This is a genomic window from Kocuria carniphila (genome assembly GCF_004136555.1).
GTDB classification, from domain to species: domain Bacteria; phylum Actinomycetota; class Actinomycetes; order Actinomycetales; family Micrococcaceae; genus Kocuria; species Kocuria carniphila.
This window is the reverse complement of sequence record NZ_NOIT01000011.1, coordinates 97288-117320: the sequence shown is the minus strand read 5'-3', so window position 1 is coordinate 117320 and position 20033 is coordinate 97288. Positions and strand designations below refer to the sequence as shown.

Below are 20033 nucleotides of genomic sequence, written 5' to 3'. Positions count from 1 at the left end.
GCCGGACCGAGCGGCGTCGGCGGCCGTTACCTGGAGATCACCTTGGGCGCGGCCACGGACTTGAGGCCTTCTACCCCGAATTCCAGGCCGTAACCGGAGCTCTTGATGCCGCCGAACGGCACACGCGGATCCACGGCCCCGTGCTTATTGATCCACACCGTGCCGGCCTCGATCCGCTGCGCCACCTCGACCGCGGCGTCCGGATCGGAGGACCATACCGAGGCGCCCAACCCCACGTCCAGGCCGTTGGCCATGCCGATGGCCTCGTCCAGGTCCGAGTACTTGATGATCGGCAGAGCCGGACCGAATTGTTCCTGCGCCACCAGCGGATTGTCGTTGGGCAGGTCCGCGATCAACGTGGTCGGGTAGAAGTAACCGGGCTGCTCGGCCTGCGGTTCGCCGCCGATCAGCACCCGGCCGCCGCCGTTCTTGGCGTCTTCCACGAGGCCGGCCACGATGTCGTACTGCTGCTTGTTCTGCAGCGGGCCCAGCACGTTCTGCTCCTCGAGGCCGTTGCCCATGGGCATCTGCTGGGCCACCGCGACCAGGGCGTTGCACACGTCCTCGTAAACGTCCTCGTGGACGTAAAGGCGCTTGAGCGCCGCGCAGGTCTGGCCGGTGTTGATGAACGCACCCCAGAACAGGTCGCCCGCGATCTGCTGGGCGTCCGCGTCGGGCAGCACGACGCCGGCGTCGTTGCCTCCCAGTTCCAGGGTCAAACGAGCGAGTCCGTCGGCCGCGGAACGCATGATGGCCTGGCCGGTCTTGGTGGAGCCGGTGAACATGATCTTGTCGATCCCGGTGTGTTCGGTCAGGGCCTGCCCGATTTCGCCACCGCCCGGGACCACGTGCAGCACGTTCTCCGGAAGCGCCTGATGGAGCACGTGAATGAGCCCCAGCACGGATAGCGGTGTGTATTCGGAGGGCTTGACCACCACGGTGTTACCCATGCGCAGGGACGCCGCAACCTGCCACACGGTGATCATCATGGGCCAGTTCCACGGGCCGATCGCACCCACCACTCCCAGCGGCACGTAATGCAGTTCGGCCTTGCCGGATTCATCATCCACGAGAACTTCCGACTCCATGGGCGTGTCCGCATTGGCGCGCAACCATGCGGCACATGCACCCACCTCGAAGGCCGCGTTCGGGCCGTTCTTGATCGGCTTGCCCTGCTCACGGGAGAGCAGCTCCGCGAGCGCCTTAGCGTTGGCCTCCACCGCATCCGCCGCGCGATGCAGGTACTCGGACCGTTTGGCATGGCCCGACGCCGCCCACTCCGGTTGCGCAGCGCGGGCCGCCTCGATCGCCCGGTTCAGTTCGGCGACCGTGGACTCGTGGACCTTGCCCACCAGCTCCCCCGAGGCGGGGTCGAGAATCTCGCGACCGGAGGGATCTGCAATGGCTGACAACAGTTCTTGATACGTGCTCATGGGTGCTCCTTGGATGCCGGTGGTCCGCCAACGGCTGGCGAAGGCCTCGTTCTGCATCCATTGTGGCTTGTGTCACGCCGCTCATGTTGTCTGCCCGTGCAGCCGTCTTGCTCCTCGGTGCAGGCGAGGGCTCCGGCGTTCACCTCGCGACGTCTCAAGCAGCACCCCGCAGCCAATGACAAGTGCCCAGCACTCCTGGACAACGCCTTGCGGGTGTGAGCTGGCTAACAATGGGATAAACCTGTTGAAACCCGCATCGGAGGCTCACCGTGCAGCAACCTACTCGCCTCGCGAGGCGTCATCTGTCCACCACAGCCCTGGTATTCATGATCATCGCCGCGTCAGCGCCCTTGACCGTCCTCGCCGGCGGCGTGCCGACCAGTTTCGCGGTATCCGGTCTTCTGGGTGTGCCGGTGGGTTATCTGATCCTGGGACTCATCCTCGCCGTATTCGCCATTGGATACGGCGCCATGAGTGGGCATGTTCAGAACGCCGGAGCGTTTTACGCGTACGTGGCCGAAGGCCTGGGAAACAGGCAAGGCATCGCCGCGGCCATCCTGGCATTGGTCTCCTACAACATGATGCAGGTTGGTCTGTATGGACTGTTCGGCTTCTCGTTGGCCACCTTGATCACTGGTCTGACCGGCATGACGGTTCCGTGGTGGCTCGCTGCGCTGGCCGGGTGGGTGATTGTCGGTGTTTTGGGTGTTAACAGCGTGGACCTCTCCGCCAAGGTACTGGGCATTTTGGTCGCCTTAGAGTTTCTCGTCGTGGGCGTGGTCTCCATCCTGGCGCTGGTAGCCGCCCCGGAGGGAATCGAGTTCCAGACTCTCGATCCACAGAACTTCTTCACGCCCGGAATTGGCGTACTTCTGGCTTTCGGTATCGCTGCGTTTATGGGGTTCGAATCGGGTGCCATCTATTCCGAAGAAACCAAGAATCCTCGCAAGACCGTGGCCCGCGCGACCTACGTCGCAGTGGCCGTAATCGCCGTGTTTTACATGTTTTCGTCATGGGCATTCTCGGTAGGCGTGGGCGCCTCGAGCATCGTGGCCTCGTCTCAAGAATTCGGGCCCGACCTCGTCTTCGTGTGGCTCGCGGAGCGCAGCCCTCTGCTTGCCGACGTCGCTAATGTCCTTTTCATCACCAGCCTGCTTGCCGCACTGGTCGCTTTTCACAACGGCGCCGCCAGGTATTTCTTCGCTTTAGGCCGCACCGGAGTGCTTCCGAAGAAACTCGGACTGACATCCGCTCGGACCGGCGCCCCGTTCGCGGGGTCCCTTGCGCAGTCTGCCGTGGCGGTTGTGGTCATCGTAGTTTTCGCACTGGCCGGTGCAGGATCGCCCTTGGGAGATCTTTTCCCAGTTCTGACGCTTTTCACCTGGCTGACCAACGCGGCCGCTTTTGGGCTGGTCTTCCTTCTGGCCATTACTTCTATCGCCGTGGTCGCATGGTTCTCCCGCCGTCATCACGGCCACGGTGTGGGCACGCGAGTGGTTGCCCCGGTGGTCTCGGCCCTCGGGTTGATCACCGTGGCCATCCTCATCCTGGTCAACTTCGACCTCATGATCGGGGCGGAGGGCCCATCACCGCTGGTGGCCATTATGCCGGGCATCATCATCGGCTCGGGAGTAGTGGGACTGATCTGGGGTGAAGTCCTTCGCCGACGCCGCCCGGACGTGTACCGGGCCATGCAGCACGAGGACCAGATCCCTGAGTCGCAAGAACTTCCGGTAGTCGCAAACCATCCCCATTCCTGATCTGTCCAACAACCCATTCACTGGAGGAATCACCATGAGCAATCCCCACGTCGTAGTTGTCGGGGCCGGCTTCGCTGGCCTAGTGGCGGCCCGAGAACTGCAGATGGCTGGCGTAGACGTGGAAATCGTTGAAGCCCGCGACCGTATCGGCGGACGAGCGTGGACCGAGGAACGAATGGGGCGCCCACTTGAGCTCGGTGCCACCTGGGTGCATTGGATGCAGCCTCACGTGTGGTCCGAGATCACCCGGTACGACCAAAGCATCTACCCCAGCCCGTTCTGTGATGACGCCTACTGGGTCACCGGCGACTCGGTCAAGCACGGTTCCGAAGCTGACCTCGAGGCCGCGATCGACCGCCCGATGCAGAAGATCTTCGAGAACTCTCGCGATTTCTTCCCGTACCCCTACGAACCACTGCATGTCCTCGATGAGCGCAGCGGAAGCTCCCCAGAACTGCGGCAGCAATTCCTCGCCGCTGACGAAGGTAGCGTTCTTGACTGCCTCCGCGATGGGTCCTTCAGCCAGGAAGAGATCGACCTCTGTAACGCCTTTTGGGCCGCCGGTTACATCGGTGACCCGGAACAGGGATCGCCGCTCATGGCCAAACAATGGGCGGCACTGTCCGATCACCGAATGAGCCTCATGGAAGAACAGACTCTTCGGTACAAACTCACGAATGGCATGCGGGGCATCTACGAGAACATCGCGGCCGACCTCAACTGCCCGATCAGGCTCAACACCCCGGTCAAGTCCATTGACCACCGAGCAGCCGGAGCCACGGTCACCCTGGAGAATGGTGAGAGCATCTCCTGCGACAGCGTGATCGTCACGGTCCCCGTGGGAGCGTTGCCCACCATCGAGTTCACCCCGACACTTCCAGACGGCATGCGCAACATCATCGATAAGAAGTGGAACTCCACCGGCTGCAAGATCTGGGTCAAGATCAAGGGCCACCACAGCATCCTTGGTTACGCCCCCACCCCCGCCAAGATGGCGATTTTCCGCAGCGAATTCTTTCTCGACGACGACACCACCATTTGCGTAGGGTTCGGCCCCCACCACGATCAGGTGAATCTCAACGACCCCAAACACGGGCAAGAGATCGTCAACCAATGGCGACCTGACCTGGAAGTCGTAGACTCCACCGGCCATGACTGGGTCGCGGACAAGTGGAGCGGTCAGGCTTGGGCAACGCTGCGTTCGGGACAGTTCACCAACGGCTGGCACCACTTCCGCACCACCGACAGCCGCCTGCATTTCGCGGGAGCGGACTGGGCGCGGGGCTGGCGCGGTGTCGTGGTGGATGGCGCCATTGAAACCGGGCTGAGCACGGCGCGAAACGTGATCAAGGAGCTGAAGGTCTAACCGTCATAACGCATGCTGGCCGGGCCCGGCGGGATACTCAGGCCCCGGCCAGGATGCGTCTTCGATATGCCGACGGCGTCTCCCCATACTCCGCTTTGAAGCTCTTACTTACGTGTGCTGCGTCCAGTAAGCCGTAGCGAGAACTCACGCTGTGCACCGTCTCGTCCGCGAGCGCGGGATCCGAGAGATCTTCACGGATCGCTTCCAACCGCTTCAGACGAACGGTCGAGGACACGGTGAGGTCCTGGGCCGCAAATCTGCTGTGCAGCTGGCGAACCGAAACGTACAGCGCCTTAGCAATGGTGCCCGGCGACAACTCAGAATCGCCCAGATGGTCGTCGATGTAGGCCGCTGCCTGCTGGACCAGCAGGTCTCCCGGCTGCTCCTCGCTGAGTTCCAGAACGTCCGAGGACAGCACGCTCACAAGCATGCCCAGCGCGCTCCTGACCAAACGCATGGCGTGGGGCCCGTGAAGTAGATCCATGTTCTCGGCGAGATCACGGAACATGGGGGCGGCCACCCGGCCCAGCCCATGGTCCTGGGTGATCCGCCGCGCGGTGACCATCTCCACCTGAGCCGGAGTCATGTGAACCACGGAGCGAGGAAACGTCATAACCATAGAGTGCTGCGGACCACGAAAATCCAGCTCGTAGGGCCGGTACGCTACGTACAGTCCCAGGTCACCGGGCTCCAACTGGCACTCACGCCCGTCCTGGCGGAGAGTGCACACCCCTTCCAACTGCAGGCTGAGCTTGAAGTACTCCCCCTGGTCCTGCTCGACCAGCTGTGCAGTGCGCACCACCCGGTGAGCGTCGGTGGACATATCGAACAAATGCACGTCGTCGAGTTCCACCACGCGTAAGTTCGCGCGGAATTGGCCCTCATTGGGAGCAGTGATTTCCAATGCCGAGAACGAACCACGAATCACTTCCCGCCACTGCGGCATGGTCAGGCCGGTGTACAGACCGGCAGGTTCAACAGACGGTTGCTGGGGTGTCGCCATGTCCCTCTCTCCCTCGCTGCCCGGTTGACGGCATCCTACGAAGATTCGGGTGCGGCCGACACCAGGAGACCGATCCTCGCTAGCGGGACGGAGCGGCGTCGGCGGCTATCCGACGGCGCTGCGTAACCGGGCCCGGCATTCTCGGTAGACCGCAACGGGGTCGGCGGTCTCGCCACGCGTGGCCAACTCGCCCCAGCGGATCCAACTGACCCGCCACACTGCCACCGCTGTTTCGGAGATCAGCAGCAGCGTGGCCGGGTCTGCCTCCGGTAGTTGCTCGGCCAGACGTGCACGCAGGCGCACCGGGAGGACCAACTCTTGCGATGCTGCCAGAGACTGCAGATCCGCGTCCCGCGCCAGCAGTTTGGCCACGCGCCGGTGTTCATCGAGTTCGGGATCATTGTCCGCACCCATGACCGTTTCCGCCATGGTTTCCACCGCACGGAGTACCGCCGCGGGATCTGGATCAGTGATCTCAAGCGAATCGATGGCTCGCAGCATCCGCCGCTGACCGGGCAGTGCCGCTTGCTCCTTGGTCGAGAAATAGCGGAAGAACGTGCGCGGTGAAACCCCGGCGCGTTCGGCAATCTGGTGGACCGTGGTCTCCCGCACCCCGTGCGCCTCGAAAAGTTCCAGTGCAGCTTGATGGATCTCGCGCTGCGTTTCCAGTTTTCGACGAGCCCTCAGCCCCGCCTGCGGTTCATGCTCCATGACGCCCTCCCTGACGCTCGGCACCCCATTGTGACCAAGCCCACGGCTTTATGTCACTTATGCCAAAGTGGCATTCAGTGCCATTATTGAGTGTAATCCCCTCTGAGAAACAGGTACTTGCATGTCCCATGCCCACATTCAGGATGAGCCGACCACCGGCCAATTCCAAGCGGTAGCCGATACGGCCGCCCGATCCGCTCTCGAGCTCGAACCGGAGCGCCCCGCCACCAAGCACATCGTTGCCGTGATCTCCGTGCTGGTGACCTCCGCTCTGATCATGATTCTGAACGAAACGGTCCTGACGGTGGCCCTGCCCAACCTGATGGCCGACTTCAGCATTACTGCGGCCACGGCCCAGTGGCTGACCACAGGATTCATGCTGACCATGGCCGTGGTGATCCCCACGACCGGATGGATGCTCCAGCGTTTCACCACCAAGGGCCTGTTCACCGCGGCCCTGCTGTTGTTCGGGATCGGTACCGCCATGGCTGCGTTCGCGCCAAGCTTCGCCGTGGTCCTTCTGGGTCGGATTGTGCAGGCCGGCGGCACGGCCATCATCCTGCCGCTGTTGATGACCACCACCCTCACCTACGTTCCCCCGGCCCACCGCGGCACCATCATGGGACTCAACTCCGTGGTGATCTCAGTGGCTCCGGCCATTGGCCCGACCATCTCCGGCATGATCGTCAATGCCCTGAACTGGCGCTGGGTCTTCGGCCTGATGCTTCCGGTCGGGATGCTCGTGCTGCTCCTGGGTCTGGTGCTCATCAAGACGACCGGTGAGACCCGCAAGATTCCCCTGGGCGCCTTCTCCGTGCTGCTCTCGGTCTTCGCCTTCGGAGGCATCGTTTACGGCCTGGGATCCATGAGCGCTTTGTTCCAGGGTTCGCTGCTTCCTGTGCTCGCCCTGGCGGTCGGCGCAGTCGCCCTTGCGCTGTTCACCATCCGCCAGGTGCGCCTCCAGCGCGCAACGGACGTCGCCCTCCTGGATGTGCGCTCCGTTCGTGAAGAAGCTACCCCCGGTGCCCGTCCGAGTGACCGTGGACTGATCCCTGCGACGTCGAAAATCCCGGCCTGACTCGATCGCGAGCCAAGCCGGGATTTTCGCAACCATCTAGAGCCTGCCGAGGACTACTTACAGTCCTTCACCCGAGGGGGAGACGAGAATCTTGACCGCAGTCTCGTTGCGGTGGATGAGCGTATCGAACCCCTCATCCACAAGACCCTCCAACCCGATCTTGCCGGTGATGAACGGCTTGAGATCAATCTTGCCGGACTCCACGAGCTCGATGGTGGCGGGGTGGGAATTCACATATGCAATGGTGCCGCGCAGGTCGATCTCCTTCATGACCAGCTTATGGATATCGAAGTTGGACCGTTCCGCCCAGATCGATACGACGACCAGCACGCCAGTGGGTCGCAGGGCATCCATCAAGGTGTCCAGCACCACCTGAACCGACGTGCACTCGAATGCGACATCCGCACCTTTACCGCCGGTAATCTTCTGAACTTCCTTCACCACGTCCACTTCCCGTGGATCCAGCGCATAATCTGCCACGCCGGTCTCCAGAGCTTTCTCGCGACGCAGGGAGGAGAGCTCCGACACCACCACGGTGATACCAAGGGCCTTGAGCACGGCGGCGGTCAGCAAACCGATGGGGCCGGCACCACCCACCACTGCTACGTCCCCGGCTTTGGCCCCGGAGCGCTCGACGGCGTGATATCCCACAGATAGTGGCTCGATCAGGGCGGCCTCGTCCAAGCTCACGGAGTCCGAAATCGGGTGCACCCAGCGGCGCTTGACGGCAATGCGCTCCCCCAGGCCGCCGCCGCGTCCGGCGAGACCGATGAAGTTCATGTTCGGAGACAGGTGGTAATCCTTGGATTCAGGACCGGTGTCCACCTCGTCACCAATGATGTAAGGCTCGACCACCACGTGCTGACCGACCTCGAGATCTTCCACGCCTTCACCGAGTTCATCGATCACTCCGGAGAACTCGTGCCCGAGAGTCACCGGAGCAGTCTCACCCGAGATGGGGTGCGGGGTGTCGTGGGTGGGGCAGAAAACGGGCCCGTCCTTGTACTCATGCAGGTCAGTGCCACAGATGCCGCACCAGGCCACTTTGATTCCCACCTCGCCCGGGGCCACCGTGGGCTCGGGAATCTCTTCAATACGAATGTCGCCTCGGTCGTAAAACCGTGCTGCCTTCATCATGAACCTCCGGATCACTCATGGGACCGGGAATGGAGACTCGATCCCTGTGGTCTGACCATAAGCACGATGGGGTCTAAAAATAAAGACCCAGGGAAGCATGGAACACATTTCTAGCCCAATCCCAGAATGGCGCGAGCAATGAAGAAGTAGACCACCAGGCCGGTCGCGTCCACGAACGTGGTGATGAAAGGGTTGGAGAAAACCGCCGGGTCCACTTTGATGGCGCGGGCGATCAGGGGCATGAGGCCACCCACCGTGGCAGCCAAGGTACAGATCGCAGCCAAGGTCAGGCCGATGACCGCGCCGATCGAGGCCCCGTAGATGATTCCGGCGATGACAAAGCCCGCAGCTCCCAGGAGTAGGCCCAAGCTCACGCCCACGCGCAGTTCCCGCAGGGCCACCTTGGCCACGTCTCGCGGGCGAACATCACCCAGGGCGAGTGCACGCGTGATGGATGTGGCCGCCTGATTACCCGTATTGCCGCCCGTGCCGATGAGCAGCGGGATGAACACGGATAGCACCACCATTTGCTCGAGCGTGGATTCAAAGACCTCGAGCACCTGGACTGTGAGGGTCGCACCGATCGCCAGCACGAGCAGCCAGACCACGCGGGCTTGCACGAGAGTGCGCACCGGAGTGGACAAATACGGACGACGCAGGGGCTCGGAACCGCTGATGCGCGCCTGATCCTCGGATTCGGCGTTCTCGAGGATGTCCAGGGCGTCGTCCACGGTCAGGATGCCCACGAGCCGATCCTCGTGATCCACCACGGGCATGGCCAACAATCGCAACCCCGCGCAGCGGCGTGCCGCCTCCTCCGCAGGTTCGGTCGCGGTCGCGGAATCCGCCTCGCTCATCAGCTCAGCCACGGGAGTTTCGGGATCGGCACCCATCACCTGGCGCAGCCCCACAACGCCCACCAGCTTCCGGGAGTCATCGGTCACGGGAATCGTGTAGATCGTCTCCGCACGCTGCAGTCCGTGACGGATGCGCTGCAAGCTCTCTCCGGCGGTGAGGTGCGGGTGGGTGGTCACGCACTCGGGGTTCATCCGACGCCCAATGGAGCGCTCCGGGTAGCCCAGCACCACGGAGGTGAGCTCCCGCTCGTCGTCCGGGAGGTCCCGCAGCAATCGGGTAGCCACGGTGGCGGGGAGCTCATCAACCAGGCGGGCACGGTCATCCGGAGTCAACCCCGCGAAGATCGCGGCGACGTCCTCGTCCTGCAACCCCACGACCAGTTCTTTTTGGAGCGGCGCATCCAAACGTTCGAACACCACGGACGCACGGTCCTTGGGAAGCATGCGATACACCAGTGCCCGATCACGCACGCTCAGTCGTTCCAGGAGCTCGACCACCTGGCCCGAGGGCATGGCGTCGATCGAGCTCGTCACCCGGTCGAAGTCCCGTTTCGAGACTGCGGATTCAACATCCTGAAGCTGCCGGCCGGTCACCGGTTCGGCTTTGCGATCCACTGCATCTCCCTCGTTGTTACGTCCTTCAAACCCGCCAGGGTCACCGCGGAGCTCTCCCCACCATTCTCCGCGTTGTTCCTAGTCAGTAGGCTCCATGAACTCACAAGAAGCCGGTCGCAAGTGTGGGCAATCACATTCATCCACGGGTGATTCTCGGTTGTTACGTTGGTTACGTCCAGGTCAGGGAGAAGGTTTGGGGGAACCTAACCGACACTCGCGACATGGGCTTCTTAGTTCGACGCCTGCGGGGGCAGGCGCATCAAATATCTGGAGGAAACCCGTAAAAAAGAATATCGTCAAGACCGGTACCGCCATCGCAGCTTTCGGCGCCCTGACCTTCGGTTCTGTCGCTCCGGCACAGGCCACCTTCTTCCACCCGGCTCCCAGCCACCCCGTGACCTCCTGCTCCACTTATGACCCTTGCAAGGACGGCGGCAGCACCGGCGGCGGCCACACCGGTGGTCACACCGGCGGCAAGGACATCCTGGGCGGCCTGTTCGGTCACAAGATCAACTTCGTCAAGGACGTCATCGACTTCAAGCTGGGTCTGTTCCACAAGATCTTCAGCTTCAAGCACTGAGGTTCCGTTTCACTGATTTCCTAGTGAACGTGCCCCGCACCTTCTGGTGCGGGGCACGTTCTTTTGCGCCGGGCACTCCTCAAATCACCAGCGGGCACCTAAGGTAGTAAAAAGTTTTGCTATTTCTGCTCCCCTCGGAGGACCCGCATGAACGCCGACCCGAATGACATGCCCGCAATCCGCGAAATGCTTCACGAGATTTTGCGGAATGATCCCGCCCCACTGCACCTGGGCATCCAATTGGGGGACATCGACCAGGGACGCGTGGTCATGACCATGCCCATCGCCGATCACATGGCCAACAGCCACGGTATGAGCCACGGCGGCTACCTGTTCACCCTGGCCGACACAACTCTCGCCTACTGCTGCGCGACCGCGGGTACGCGCATTGTCACCCGCAACGCGGAAATCACGTTTGTCGCCCCGGCCCACGCCGGCCAGATCGTGACGGCGACCGCCACGCGCCGGGTGAGCTTTGGCAGGAACCAGATCTGCGACGTCGTTCTGGAGGCCGACGGGCGCGTGGTCGCCTACTTCACGGGGCAGGGAACCACGCCCCCGCCGCCGCGTGAGAACAAGTCCTAGCGAGCCTCATCCGCATCCACCCGGGTTGCCTCCAACTGCGCGCGCCGCGTGGCCATCTTGACGTCCACGTAAATCAAGATCCCCACAACGATGCCGCCCACAGCAGCCACCAGAAGCAGCATGGGCCAGTTGTCACCGGGAGCTTCGAGGGTGCGATCGTCCACCTGCCACGGCCACAGCGCGCGTAGCGCTCCGAGCATCAGGCCGGCCAGGACCACCATGGTGGGTCGATAGCGGTAGGCCAGCAACCACTGCAGACCCTTCACCAGCACGGCCATGCCCATGATCGCGCCCACCAAGAAGAGACCCAGGTATCCGAGGTCCAGCTCATCCACGGCCTTGAGCGTGGGCTGGTAGAGGCCGATGGTGAGCAGAATGAACGACCCGGACAGTCCCGGAAGCAGCAGAGCGGAGACCGCGATGGCTGCCGCGAGGACAATGATCACGGGGTTCGGTTCCACCGTGGTGGGCGGAATCGAGACCACGAAGAACGCGAAAAGACACGCGGCAAGACCCAGCACCCAGTCCAGCGCGCGCCAATTGCGCCCCGCCATACGCAGCGGAACCGCCACGGAGACCAGCACCATCCCGAAAAACAGGGCCCGCATGACCTCTGGGTGATCCTCCACCGCTTGGGACATGGGGCCCGCGATCGTGAACACGGCCAGGACCATGCCCAGCAGGACCGGGACGATCATGCGCCAGTGCACCTTGGCCAGGTTCTCCTTGACCCCCGCCACGCGATCCGGGCCCAGGATGGCCCGCTTTCCCGCGCTCACCACGTGGGAGGCCGAGTCGATGAGTTCGTCGTAGATACCCACGACCAAGGCGACGGTGCCGCCGGAAACGCCCGGGATGGTTTCCACCGTGCCGATCAAGGCTCCGCGGAGAACGTTCGCCGGGACGTTGCGATGTTGGGTGACCTGATGCTGGTCGGTGGTTGGTTGCGCGTTGACGCTCATTCGGTGTTCCCCTTGCTCGTGGCTCAAGGGTCAACGGTACCGGGGCGGCAGGTACGGCGCATCCGCGCGAGCCGCCCAGAACCGATCAACCCGTGGTGGCAAGCCATGCTCCGGCCGCCATCACGGATCAGGGCCGATGTCAGACCGCGGACCAGCCGCCGTCCGAGGGCAGGATGGCGCCGTTGATGTTCACGCTGTCCTTGGACGCCAAGAACGTGATGCTGGCAGCGAGATGTGCCGCTTGAGCCAGACCCGGCATATTGGCGTTGACCACACCCAAACGGACCGCGCCGGATTCGGACATGTCCGCCGGGAGCTTGATGCCGGTGGCCACACCACCCGGCGCCACAGCGTTGAACCGGATGCCCTGAGTGGCATACATGAAGGCGGAGCTCACCGTCAGACCCACCACGGCGTGCTTGGACGCGGTGTAGGCGACACCCGCGGCGGAACCGCGTAGGCCGGCCTCCGAGGTCAGGTTGACCACGCTGCCCTGGCCCGCATCGAGCATGAGGGGAATGACGGCGCGGGTCAGGCGCATCATGCCGTCAACGTTCACGGCAAACACACGCTGCCACGTCTCGTCCGTGACCTCGTGCAGCGGGGCGAAGTTATCCATCACGCCGGCGTTGTTGACCAGAGCGTCCACGCGATTGTCTGCGGCCGACAGGATGTCGGGGATCGCGTCAGGATCAGTGAGGTCCGCGGTGACGAGCACCAGGGACTCCGAGAACTCGCGATAGAGATCGCCCAGGCCGTCAGTATTCAGGTCCACAGCGATAACGCGTCCGCCTTCTCGGAGAATGCGGGAGGTCGTGGCCAAGCCGATGCCCGCACCTGCGCCCGTGACGATCACCGTCTGACCGGCGAACCGCTCGGGCACGATCCGTTCTTCCCACTCTGGATTCAACATGGTGGGCATTGCCGGAGTTTCAGTCATTGCTCTCCCCTTCAGCGCGGTAGACGACCCGCCCGTCACACACGGTCAGAGCCGGTCGGAGGTCCTTGAGATCCTCGGTCTCAACACTAAACGGGTCGCGGTCCATGAGCACCAGGTCCCCCAGGAACCCCTCCGCGATCCGGCCCAGCCGGTCTTCCTCGAAGGACGCGCGGGCTGCCACGGTGGTGAACGCGGCAATGGCTTCTGCCACGGAGATGTTCTGGACGGTGTCCAGGAGTCTCCCGGAGGAAGTTCGCCTGGCCACCGCGGCGTAGACACCCAGCCATGGATTGGGCGTGGTCACCGGGAAGTCCGAATTGATCGGTGCCTCGATTCCATGATCGATGAACGTGCGCATGGGGTAAGTGCGCGCAATCCGGTCCGGACCCAAGTTGTTCAGGTAGCTGTCGCCCAGCTCGTAAAGGAACGCCGTGGATGCCGCAGCAATGATGTTGCCGTCCCGCAACCGATCCAGTTCTTCCTCATTGGGTAGCCCGCAGTGCTCCACGCGGTGGCGCCGCGAACGGACCACGGTGTCGTAACGCTCCTGGGTATCGTGATCCGTGGAGTCGTGGTGCTCCTGAGCCGTGGTCTCACGCTGATCCGTGTGGCCCGGCTCCGCCTCGGAGGAACCATCCGCGTCCGAGATTGCCGCCGCGTCCCGGCCACCCGCTTCGATTAGATCCAATGCCTGCGTCACAGCGCGCTCACCGATACCGTGCACGGCCACCCGCTGCCCCGCGGCAACGGCCCTGACCACGAGAGGTTTAATCTCGGAGGTGTCGTAGTACAGAATTCCGCGTGAGCTGCTGTCCTCGAACGGCTCGGACACCGCGGCGGTGCGTCCGCCCACGGAACCGTCGAGAACGAACTTGAGGCCCTGGTACCGCAGCATGTCGTTACCGAAACCGCTGCGCAGGCCGGTGCCCAGAACGGCGTCGTAACTGCCCGGGAACTCACCCTGCGCGAGCGCGAAGTACCACGGCCGGAACCGCACCGAAAGCGCCCCCTCGGCAAGCAGGGTTTGGTAGACGCCCATCTCGGTGGGGCCGGAGCTCATGTCGTGGACCGTGGTGACACCCTTGCTGGCCAGGTCATCGAGGGCGAGGCGCATGCCCTCGGCCATGCCTTCAGGGGTATCCGTGGGGAGGTCGACCAGGGACATCGCCTTTTCCTGCAGCAGACCCGTGGCCTGCCCCGAGTCCGGGTCCCGCACAATGCAGCCACCGGACGGATCCGGGGTGTCATCGGTGATCCCGACCCGCGCCAGCGCCGCGGTATTCACCAGCGCCATGTGCGCGCACGTACGCCTCAGGAAGACGGGGTGCTCGGGCGCCGCCCGATCCAGATCTTCCAGCGTGGGGCCGGGGCCGTCCATGCGGTGCTCGTCGTAACCCCACCCGGCAATCCATTCGCCGGGTTCAGCCTGCCCCGCAGCTTCATGCAGGGCCTCGACAATGTCCTTGACCGTGGGCGTCACGGCCGGGCGGCAATCCACCTGGAGCAGGCTCTTGGCATACATGCCCGGATGGCCATGCGATTCGATGAGCCCCGGCATAAGAAAACGCCCACCCGCGTCGATCACCTGGGCGTCCGGAGCGCTGCACTCGCGCGCTTGCTCCGAACTGCCCACAAAGGTGATCACACCATCGGTGACGACGACGCCGCGTGGCACCGTTTCGTATGCGCTGCCGGGGTCGTACACCACGGCATTGATGATGGTGAGGTTGCGGGTGGGACGCTTCATGCGTGACTCCTTATGCGGTTACTTGCGGTTGAGCAGCTCCCCGCCGATCTGGTCGACGCCCTGTGCATTATCACGCCGGATGAGAATGCGGGCGATGATGGAGGAGCCCAGGGAGATGACAGCGATGACGAACAGCAGGATGGCCGGGCCGGTCGATCCACCGCCGGTCGCGACAAGAATGGTGGCGGCCAAGGCCGGCATGAAGCCCGCCACGATGCCCGCCAAGTTGGCGGACAGGGCAATCGCCGAGTAGCGAACCTTGACGGGGAACAGCTGGGTCAGCACGGTACCCACGGGGGCGTAGGCAATCGATGCGAAGCCCAAGCCAAGAATCAGCGCCACGGTGATCATGCCGGTGGAGCGGGTGTCCATGAGCCAGAAGATCGGGAAGGCAACGAGTGCGGCGATCACATAGCCGACAACCACCACGGCGGAGGGGCTCGTCTTGTCCGCGACCTTGCCGGCCACGAACATGCAGACGATCTGCGCCACGGCACCCCATGTGATGGCGTTGAGGATAGTGGTGGACGGCAGACCGAGCTCATCCGTTACGTAGCTGATCATGAACGTGGTCAGCATGAAGAAGCCTGCGTTGCCGAACAGGTAGGTGCCGATACCCACGAGCAAGCGACCCGGAACTGTGCGAATGATTTCGACAACCGGTGCGCTTTCCTTCTCGATGGGTGAGGCGGCCTTGGCGGCTTCCGCTTCCTTGAAGTCATCGGTCTCGTCAACCTTGAGACGGATCCACACACCCACGGCAACCAGCAGGAGGGAGATGAGGTAGGGAATACGCCAAGCGCCCTCGAGGAACTGTTCACCGGACGCGGCAACCACAGCAGCCACGATCACGCTGGAGAGGATGGTGCCGGTGGGCGAACCCAGCTGCACCACGGACCCGTAGAACCCACGCTTGTTCTCGGGCGCGTTCTCCACGGCCATGAGCGTGGCACCGCCCCACTCGCCGCCGGCGGCCATGCCCTGCACGAAACGCAGTACGCCCAACAGGATGGGTGCCACGATGCCCGCGGTTTCATAGGTGGGCAACAAGCCGATCAAGGTGGATGCGACGCCCATGGCCACGATGGTGATCATCAAGATGGTACGGCGGCCAATGCGGTCGCCGAAGTGACCCGCGAGCAAAGCACCCACCGGGCGGGCGATGAAGCCGACGCCGAAGAGCAGGAACGAGCTGATGGTGGCCAAGGCGGGATCGTCTCCGCCGAAGAACAGCGGGGCGAACACAATGGCGGACGTGGTGCCGAACAGGAAGAAGTCGTACCACTCGAGGGACGTACCCATGTACGCACCCCACAGGGCGCGGCGGGCCTTCTTCGGATCATGGACCCGCTCGGTGGGCGTGGGATCGACGCCACCAGCCGGGGAAGCTGAAGTACTGGACATGGGAAACCTCGAAAGAACGGTGGTGCGAGCCCCAAAACTGCATGATTCAGGGCACAGAGAGTGTTAAATACTCACTATGTGACCCGGATCGCAAGGCGTCAAATACCGAACGAGCAGTCTGTTCATGCCCCTTAGGCATAGTTCCAGGGCTCGTCCATGCCAGCCCAATCCGCAGCGGCCCATCGGTCCAGGAAATGCGACAGCCTTCCAGGCAGCTCGAGCAGTTGTTCGTGGGCGTAGTGCCCTCGCGGCCACACGAGGTGAAGCTCGATCGCGAGAGGTTCGCGAGCGGCGTCGTCATCGACGACCCTGCTTGGAGCGCGCATGGTCGGAACCAGCACGCGGATGGGATGTACCTCGAATCGCGGGAGCTCGGACGTGAAGCCCGTGGCGGTCCCGGAGGCGGCGAGCGCCATGATCGCCTGGCCGTCGTCGGATTCCATGACCGAGGGGAAACGGATGCCGGCTGCGGAGAGCGCAAAGTCCAGGAGGTAACGACTCGCATTGCGGTGGGTGGGGAGGACTACCGCGTGATCGGCGAAGTCTTCAATGGGCGCCTCGACGATGCCCGCGAGCGCCATCGGGTGACGCGCGGACACGCACGCGTAGATTGGGGCTGACCCCAGGGTCTCGGACACCAATTCACCCTGCATGGGGGCGGTGGAGATGGCGGCATCGCAGCCTTCGCGCAGGGCCACCGGTATGTTCGCCTGGATCACCGTGCGGGCGTTGACCAAGGGGTCGTCCGAACCGAGAGTGGCGATGAACGGCGCCAGGAGATTGCGCAGCGTGGCCTCCGTGGTGCCCACCGTGAGGGTCGACACCCGACCGGTGCTCAACGTGGCTGCGCCGCGTTCGAAGCGATCCACCTCGCCCATGAGTCTGCGCGCCATGGGCACCAGCCGCTCCCCCGCGGTAGTGAGCACCAACCGGTTGCCCTTGGGCCGGAACAGGGTCAGACCGAGGTCTTGCTCGAACAACTTGATCTGCCGACTCAACGCCGGTTGGGCCATCCGCAGCGACTGCGCCGCCGCCGTCATAGTCCCCGCATCCACCGCGGCCAGGAAGTACTTGACCCGGCGAAAACTCGTATCAGCCATGGGGTCAGTGTGGCAGGTGACCGCGCCACTTGTTTCGTTCCGGTTGAGCCTTAACCCACCCGCTTCACGAACTCCCACAGCTTCTCGGCAGCAACCGTGAGGTTGCGCGCGAACCCCTCGAGGTCCTCGGAAGTATCCCTGCGGTAGTTGATACAGAACTCGTACCCGTCGGACAGGCGCGTGTAGGTCATGCCGAAGCCCTCGGGGGTGGTTGGGGCAAAGGCGTAGCGCACGATCTGTTCCGGCCCACCGATGGACGTGGTGGACAGGAAATCACGCCGCATGGTTGTCAGACCCGGGTTGGCGAAGAACGAGGTGTCCATACCGCTCCGTTCGGCCACGTACTGCAGGCCGAGCAAATGACGGTCGATGCCCTGAGCAGATTTGCACGCCTTGACCCAGCCGCGGTGAGCATCAAGGGCGGCCTGGAACTGCTCGAGGGTCGCCTCCCCCGCCTGCAATGCCGCAACGAACCCCACCGCCTCCGCAGTCACCGGGCGCAGGCATTCCGTGCGACCGGCCTGGTACTCGCGCATGTCCACAGCCTCGTACACGCTGCGCACCCGGTTGTAGGTGGCCAACTGGGCGTAGAGCATGATCAGTTGCTGGGCGGCGTCGTCGCTGATGCGGAACGGAAGTTCAGCCTTGTGCGGCCGGTGCACGAACACCCGGTGTACGCCGTGCAGCGCCGCCGCGCGGCGGTAGGCGGCGAGTTCATCCAGCAAGGTCGAGCGCAGGGAATCGCTCAGGTCCCACGTCAGCGGCTCCGGTGACGCAATCCCCGTGGCGGCCGGCTGCTCCGGGATGGCCACCTCCTGCATGCGTGCCACGGCAGCCAGGATCGTGGCGCCGTCCACCGTGCTGTGTTCCACGTGAACGGCCAGCCAATCATCGGCCAGGCACACCTCGTAGGTCAGCGGCTTATAGGCCCACGCGTGACCCACTTCGAAGGCAGAGTGTTCGAGGTGTTCGATGACCTCGGCCTGGGCGTCCAGCACGTTGACCATGAAGATCATGCGGGTGATCCGGTCGTAGATCTCCGCATTGTGAGGGTTCTCGGTCAGCTCCTCCAGCAGCGGCGCGGCCTTCTCACTGCCCAGGTAGGACAGCGTGCCGAACGGGAGCTCGGGCTCCGTGGCGGCCTCAGCGCCGTCGACCACCGAACGCAATGATTCGGCCACGGTGCGCAGCGACAGCGGCTGGCCGTCCTGGTCGCTCACGGGCACCGCGAACAGGCGGCCCCGGTGAATCACGCCGATCTCGCGATCCGCAGCGGAGAGTTCCGGGCGGGTGACCTCGTCGACTTCCACGGCCGGGTGACGCAGCCCGCCCTCCAGACACCGCCACTGCTCCATGCTGATCTCGTTGCCGCGCGGATCCACTTCTTGCGGGGTCTCGCCGCGCACCTGCTGCAGATGCACCGACGCCGCTCGATACACGAGCTCGGCCGCCCGGCCCAGGCCGGGGGCACCAAAGTCACCCGTGATCTGGAAACCCACATTGCTCGTGAGCGGCAAGGAGGTACGGGTCATCAGGTAGCCGCTGAGCCAGTCCTCGGACAGCCAGCTGTTGCCGGCGGCGTTCTCGTCGCGGGCGAATTCTTCGAGGCCGGCCTGCACCTCACTACCCTGCTGCTCCCGGAAATCACGGGTGGCCTGCACGGTCTCCTCGTACGTGGCGTCATCCAGCAACGGACGGGCCGTGGCCAGGAAGCGATCGAGGGTTGCGTCCAACTCGGGAACGGGCAGGGGCTTCACGGACATGCGGGATCCTCTCAGCGCGGCTCACCGGGGCGCGCGAATGCGCCAGGTCCCCGGTGCGGATTCACCCTCTATCTTGCCGGAGAACACTGCAATGTGGGTTGAGAAATCACCCCGTGGGCCGCGCGTCATCCGTCACACGCGCTGCCCACGGGGCGATTCGGTTACTCCCACGTGGCGTTGTCCGGGTCCACCCCGTTCGCCCGAGCGTTCTCGGCCACCGCACGGTACAACCAGTCGGCCAACCCCGGTTCGAGGGTGTCGTAGTACTCCGTGAATCGCGGATCCTGGGTGTACATGGTCGCCAGGCACACCTGCATCGAATGGGTACAGTCGTAGAACTGCCCAATGGATGCACGGTGCTGTTCCGCCAGCTGATTGGCCTGTTCCGACCCCGGTTCGATCCCATCCCGAGCGGCTTGGGCCAGTTCCTGGTTGAGCTGATCACTCTGGGCCTTGGTCCGCTGCCAGTCGTCCTTGGACATCCCGGCGGCCCGCTGTTGCGACTGTTCCCACTGGTGGGTATCGCCCCAGCGCTCCTCGGCCTCACGCTGGTACTCGGGGTTCCAGTCCTGACCGAAAATCTCGCTTTGCTCCTGTGGAGTGAGTTTCTTGTTCACGGCTCGCGCCTCCATCATCTGATCTACTGCGCAGACCATCTGCTGCAGGTGATCAATGCGTTCGGCCAGCAGTTTTCGCTGCTTCTCGAGGTGTGCGCTCTCGTTCACGGACGGGTCGTCCAGAATCTTGCCCACTTCGGTCAGCGAAAACCCCAGCTCCCGGTAAATGAGCACACGGTGGATCCGCGCCACGTCGTCCGCCGAATACAGGCGATATCCCGTGCTCGTGCGGCCGCTGGGGCCCACCAGGCCGATATGGTCCCAGTGATGCAGCGTCCTCACGCTCACGCCGATTAACGACGACGCCGTTCCCACCGTCAGCAGCTCGTCTCCCGCTGGGTTCTCGCTTGCCTCGTGTTCTTGCGTCATGGCTTC

General features: G+C 63.6%; 17 protein-coding genes. 5 read left to right on the top strand and 12 right to left on the bottom strand.

All coding sequences use genetic code 11. From position 1 onward, the window contains the following. Positions 1–26: 26 nt before the first annotated feature. A complete protein-coding gene (locus EWV37_RS09685) occupies positions 27–1433 on the bottom strand; it encodes an aldehyde dehydrogenase family protein (RefSeq protein ID WP_129701335.1) in 1407 nt (468 codons plus the stop codon). A 269-nt stretch (positions 1434–1702) separates the two neighbouring features. Between EWV37_RS09685 and EWV37_RS09680 the strand changes: the two genes are divergently transcribed. Beyond that, positions 1703–3193: an APC family permease gene (locus tag EWV37_RS09680; RefSeq protein WP_129701333.1), complete on the top strand. Its 1491-nt coding sequence runs from the start codon at positions 1703–1705 to the stop codon at positions 3191–3193. A 34-nt stretch (positions 3194–3227) separates the two neighbouring features. Continuing rightward, a complete protein-coding gene (locus EWV37_RS09675; protein WP_016996084.1) occupies positions 3228–4559 on the top strand; it encodes an NAD(P)/FAD-dependent oxidoreductase in 1332 nt (443 codons plus the stop codon). A 37-nt stretch (positions 4560–4596) separates the two neighbouring features. Here EWV37_RS09675 and EWV37_RS09670 read toward each other — a convergent pair whose 3' ends face one another. Together EWV37_RS09670 and EWV37_RS09665 are read right to left on the bottom strand one after the other, a co-directional pair. After that, a complete protein-coding gene (locus EWV37_RS09670; protein WP_016996083.1) occupies positions 4597–5562 on the bottom strand; it encodes an AraC-like ligand-binding domain-containing protein in 966 nt (321 codons plus the stop codon). Between the two features lie 105 nt (positions 5563–5667). Further along, a complete protein-coding gene (locus EWV37_RS09665) occupies positions 5668–6273 on the bottom strand; it encodes a TetR family transcriptional regulator (RefSeq protein ID WP_129701331.1) in 606 nt (201 codons plus the stop codon). 121 nt (positions 6274–6394) lie between these two features. Here EWV37_RS09665 and EWV37_RS09660 point away from each other — a divergent pair, with 121 nt between their 5' ends. Then, a complete protein-coding gene (locus tag EWV37_RS09660) occupies positions 6395–7351 on the top strand; it encodes an MFS transporter (protein ID WP_016996081.1) in 957 nt (318 codons plus the stop codon). Between the two features lie 57 nt (positions 7352–7408). On the opposite strand, the gene EWV37_RS09655 is transcribed toward EWV37_RS09660, so the two are convergent. Further along, the gene (locus EWV37_RS09655; protein WP_031272528.1) at positions 7409–8485 is read right to left on the bottom strand and encodes a 2,3-butanediol dehydrogenase; all 1077 of its coding nucleotides are present in this window, start codon (positions 8483–8485) and stop codon (positions 7409–7411) included. 113 nt (positions 8486–8598) lie between these two features. Next, the gene (mgtE, locus tag EWV37_RS09650; RefSeq protein ID WP_238663199.1) at positions 8599–9960 is read right to left on the bottom strand and encodes a magnesium transporter; all 1362 of its coding nucleotides are present in this window, start codon (positions 9958–9960) and stop codon (positions 8599–8601) included. A 394-nt stretch (positions 9961–10354) separates the two neighbouring features. On the opposite strand from mgtE, the gene EWV37_RS09645 reads away from it, so the two are divergent. Then, positions 10355–10540, top strand: coding sequence for a hypothetical protein (locus tag EWV37_RS09645; protein WP_016996078.1), 186 nt, complete (start codon positions 10355–10357; stop codon positions 10538–10540). 147 nt (positions 10541–10687) lie between these two features. After that, on the top strand, positions 10688–11125 hold the full coding sequence (locus tag EWV37_RS09640; protein WP_016996077.1) for a PaaI family thioesterase: 438 nt from the start codon (positions 10688–10690) through the stop codon (positions 11123–11125). Here the strand turns inward: EWV37_RS09640 and EWV37_RS09635 are convergent. The 7 genes from EWV37_RS09635 to EWV37_RS09605 all read right to left on the bottom strand — a co-directional run bounded on the left by EWV37_RS09635 (position 11122) and on the right by EWV37_RS09605 (position 20027). Further along, positions 11122–12087, bottom strand: a complete 966-nt coding sequence (locus EWV37_RS09635; protein ID WP_129701329.1) for a DUF368 domain-containing protein — start codon at positions 12085–12087, stop codon at positions 11122–11124. The two genes, EWV37_RS09640 and EWV37_RS09635, sit on opposite strands and share 4 nt — an antisense overlap. A gap of 139 nt (positions 12088–12226) precedes the next feature. Then, a complete protein-coding gene (locus EWV37_RS09630; RefSeq protein WP_129701327.1) occupies positions 12227–13027 on the bottom strand; it encodes an SDR family NAD(P)-dependent oxidoreductase in 801 nt (266 codons plus the stop codon). Next, the gene (locus tag EWV37_RS09625) at positions 13020–14774 is read right to left on the bottom strand and encodes an amidohydrolase (RefSeq protein WP_129701325.1); all 1755 of its coding nucleotides are present in this window, start codon (positions 14772–14774) and stop codon (positions 13020–13022) included. The genes EWV37_RS09630 and EWV37_RS09625 overlap by 8 nt, the downstream gene beginning before the upstream one ends. Before the next feature lie 18 nt (positions 14775–14792). Continuing rightward, entirely contained in the window at positions 14793–16178 is a 1386-nt protein-coding gene (locus tag EWV37_RS09620; protein ID WP_129701323.1) for an MFS transporter, read from the bottom strand. A 131-nt stretch (positions 16179–16309) separates the two neighbouring features. Next, the gene (locus tag EWV37_RS09615; RefSeq protein WP_129701321.1) at positions 16310–17278 is read right to left on the bottom strand and encodes a LysR family transcriptional regulator; all 969 of its coding nucleotides are present in this window, start codon (positions 17276–17278) and stop codon (positions 16310–16312) included. Positions 17279–17328: 50 nt separating this feature from the next. Continuing rightward, positions 17329–19041 carry a choline/carnitine O-acyltransferase gene (locus tag EWV37_RS09610; protein ID WP_129701319.1) on the bottom strand — a complete coding sequence of 571 codons (1713 nt, stop codon included), beginning with the start codon at positions 19039–19041 and terminating at the stop codon, positions 17329–17331. Between the two features lie 161 nt (positions 19042–19202). Continuing rightward, on the bottom strand, positions 19203–20027 hold the full coding sequence (locus EWV37_RS09605) for a MerR family transcriptional regulator (protein WP_129701317.1): 825 nt from the start codon (positions 20025–20027) through the stop codon (positions 19203–19205). Between the last annotated feature and the right edge of the window lie 6 nt (positions 20028–20033).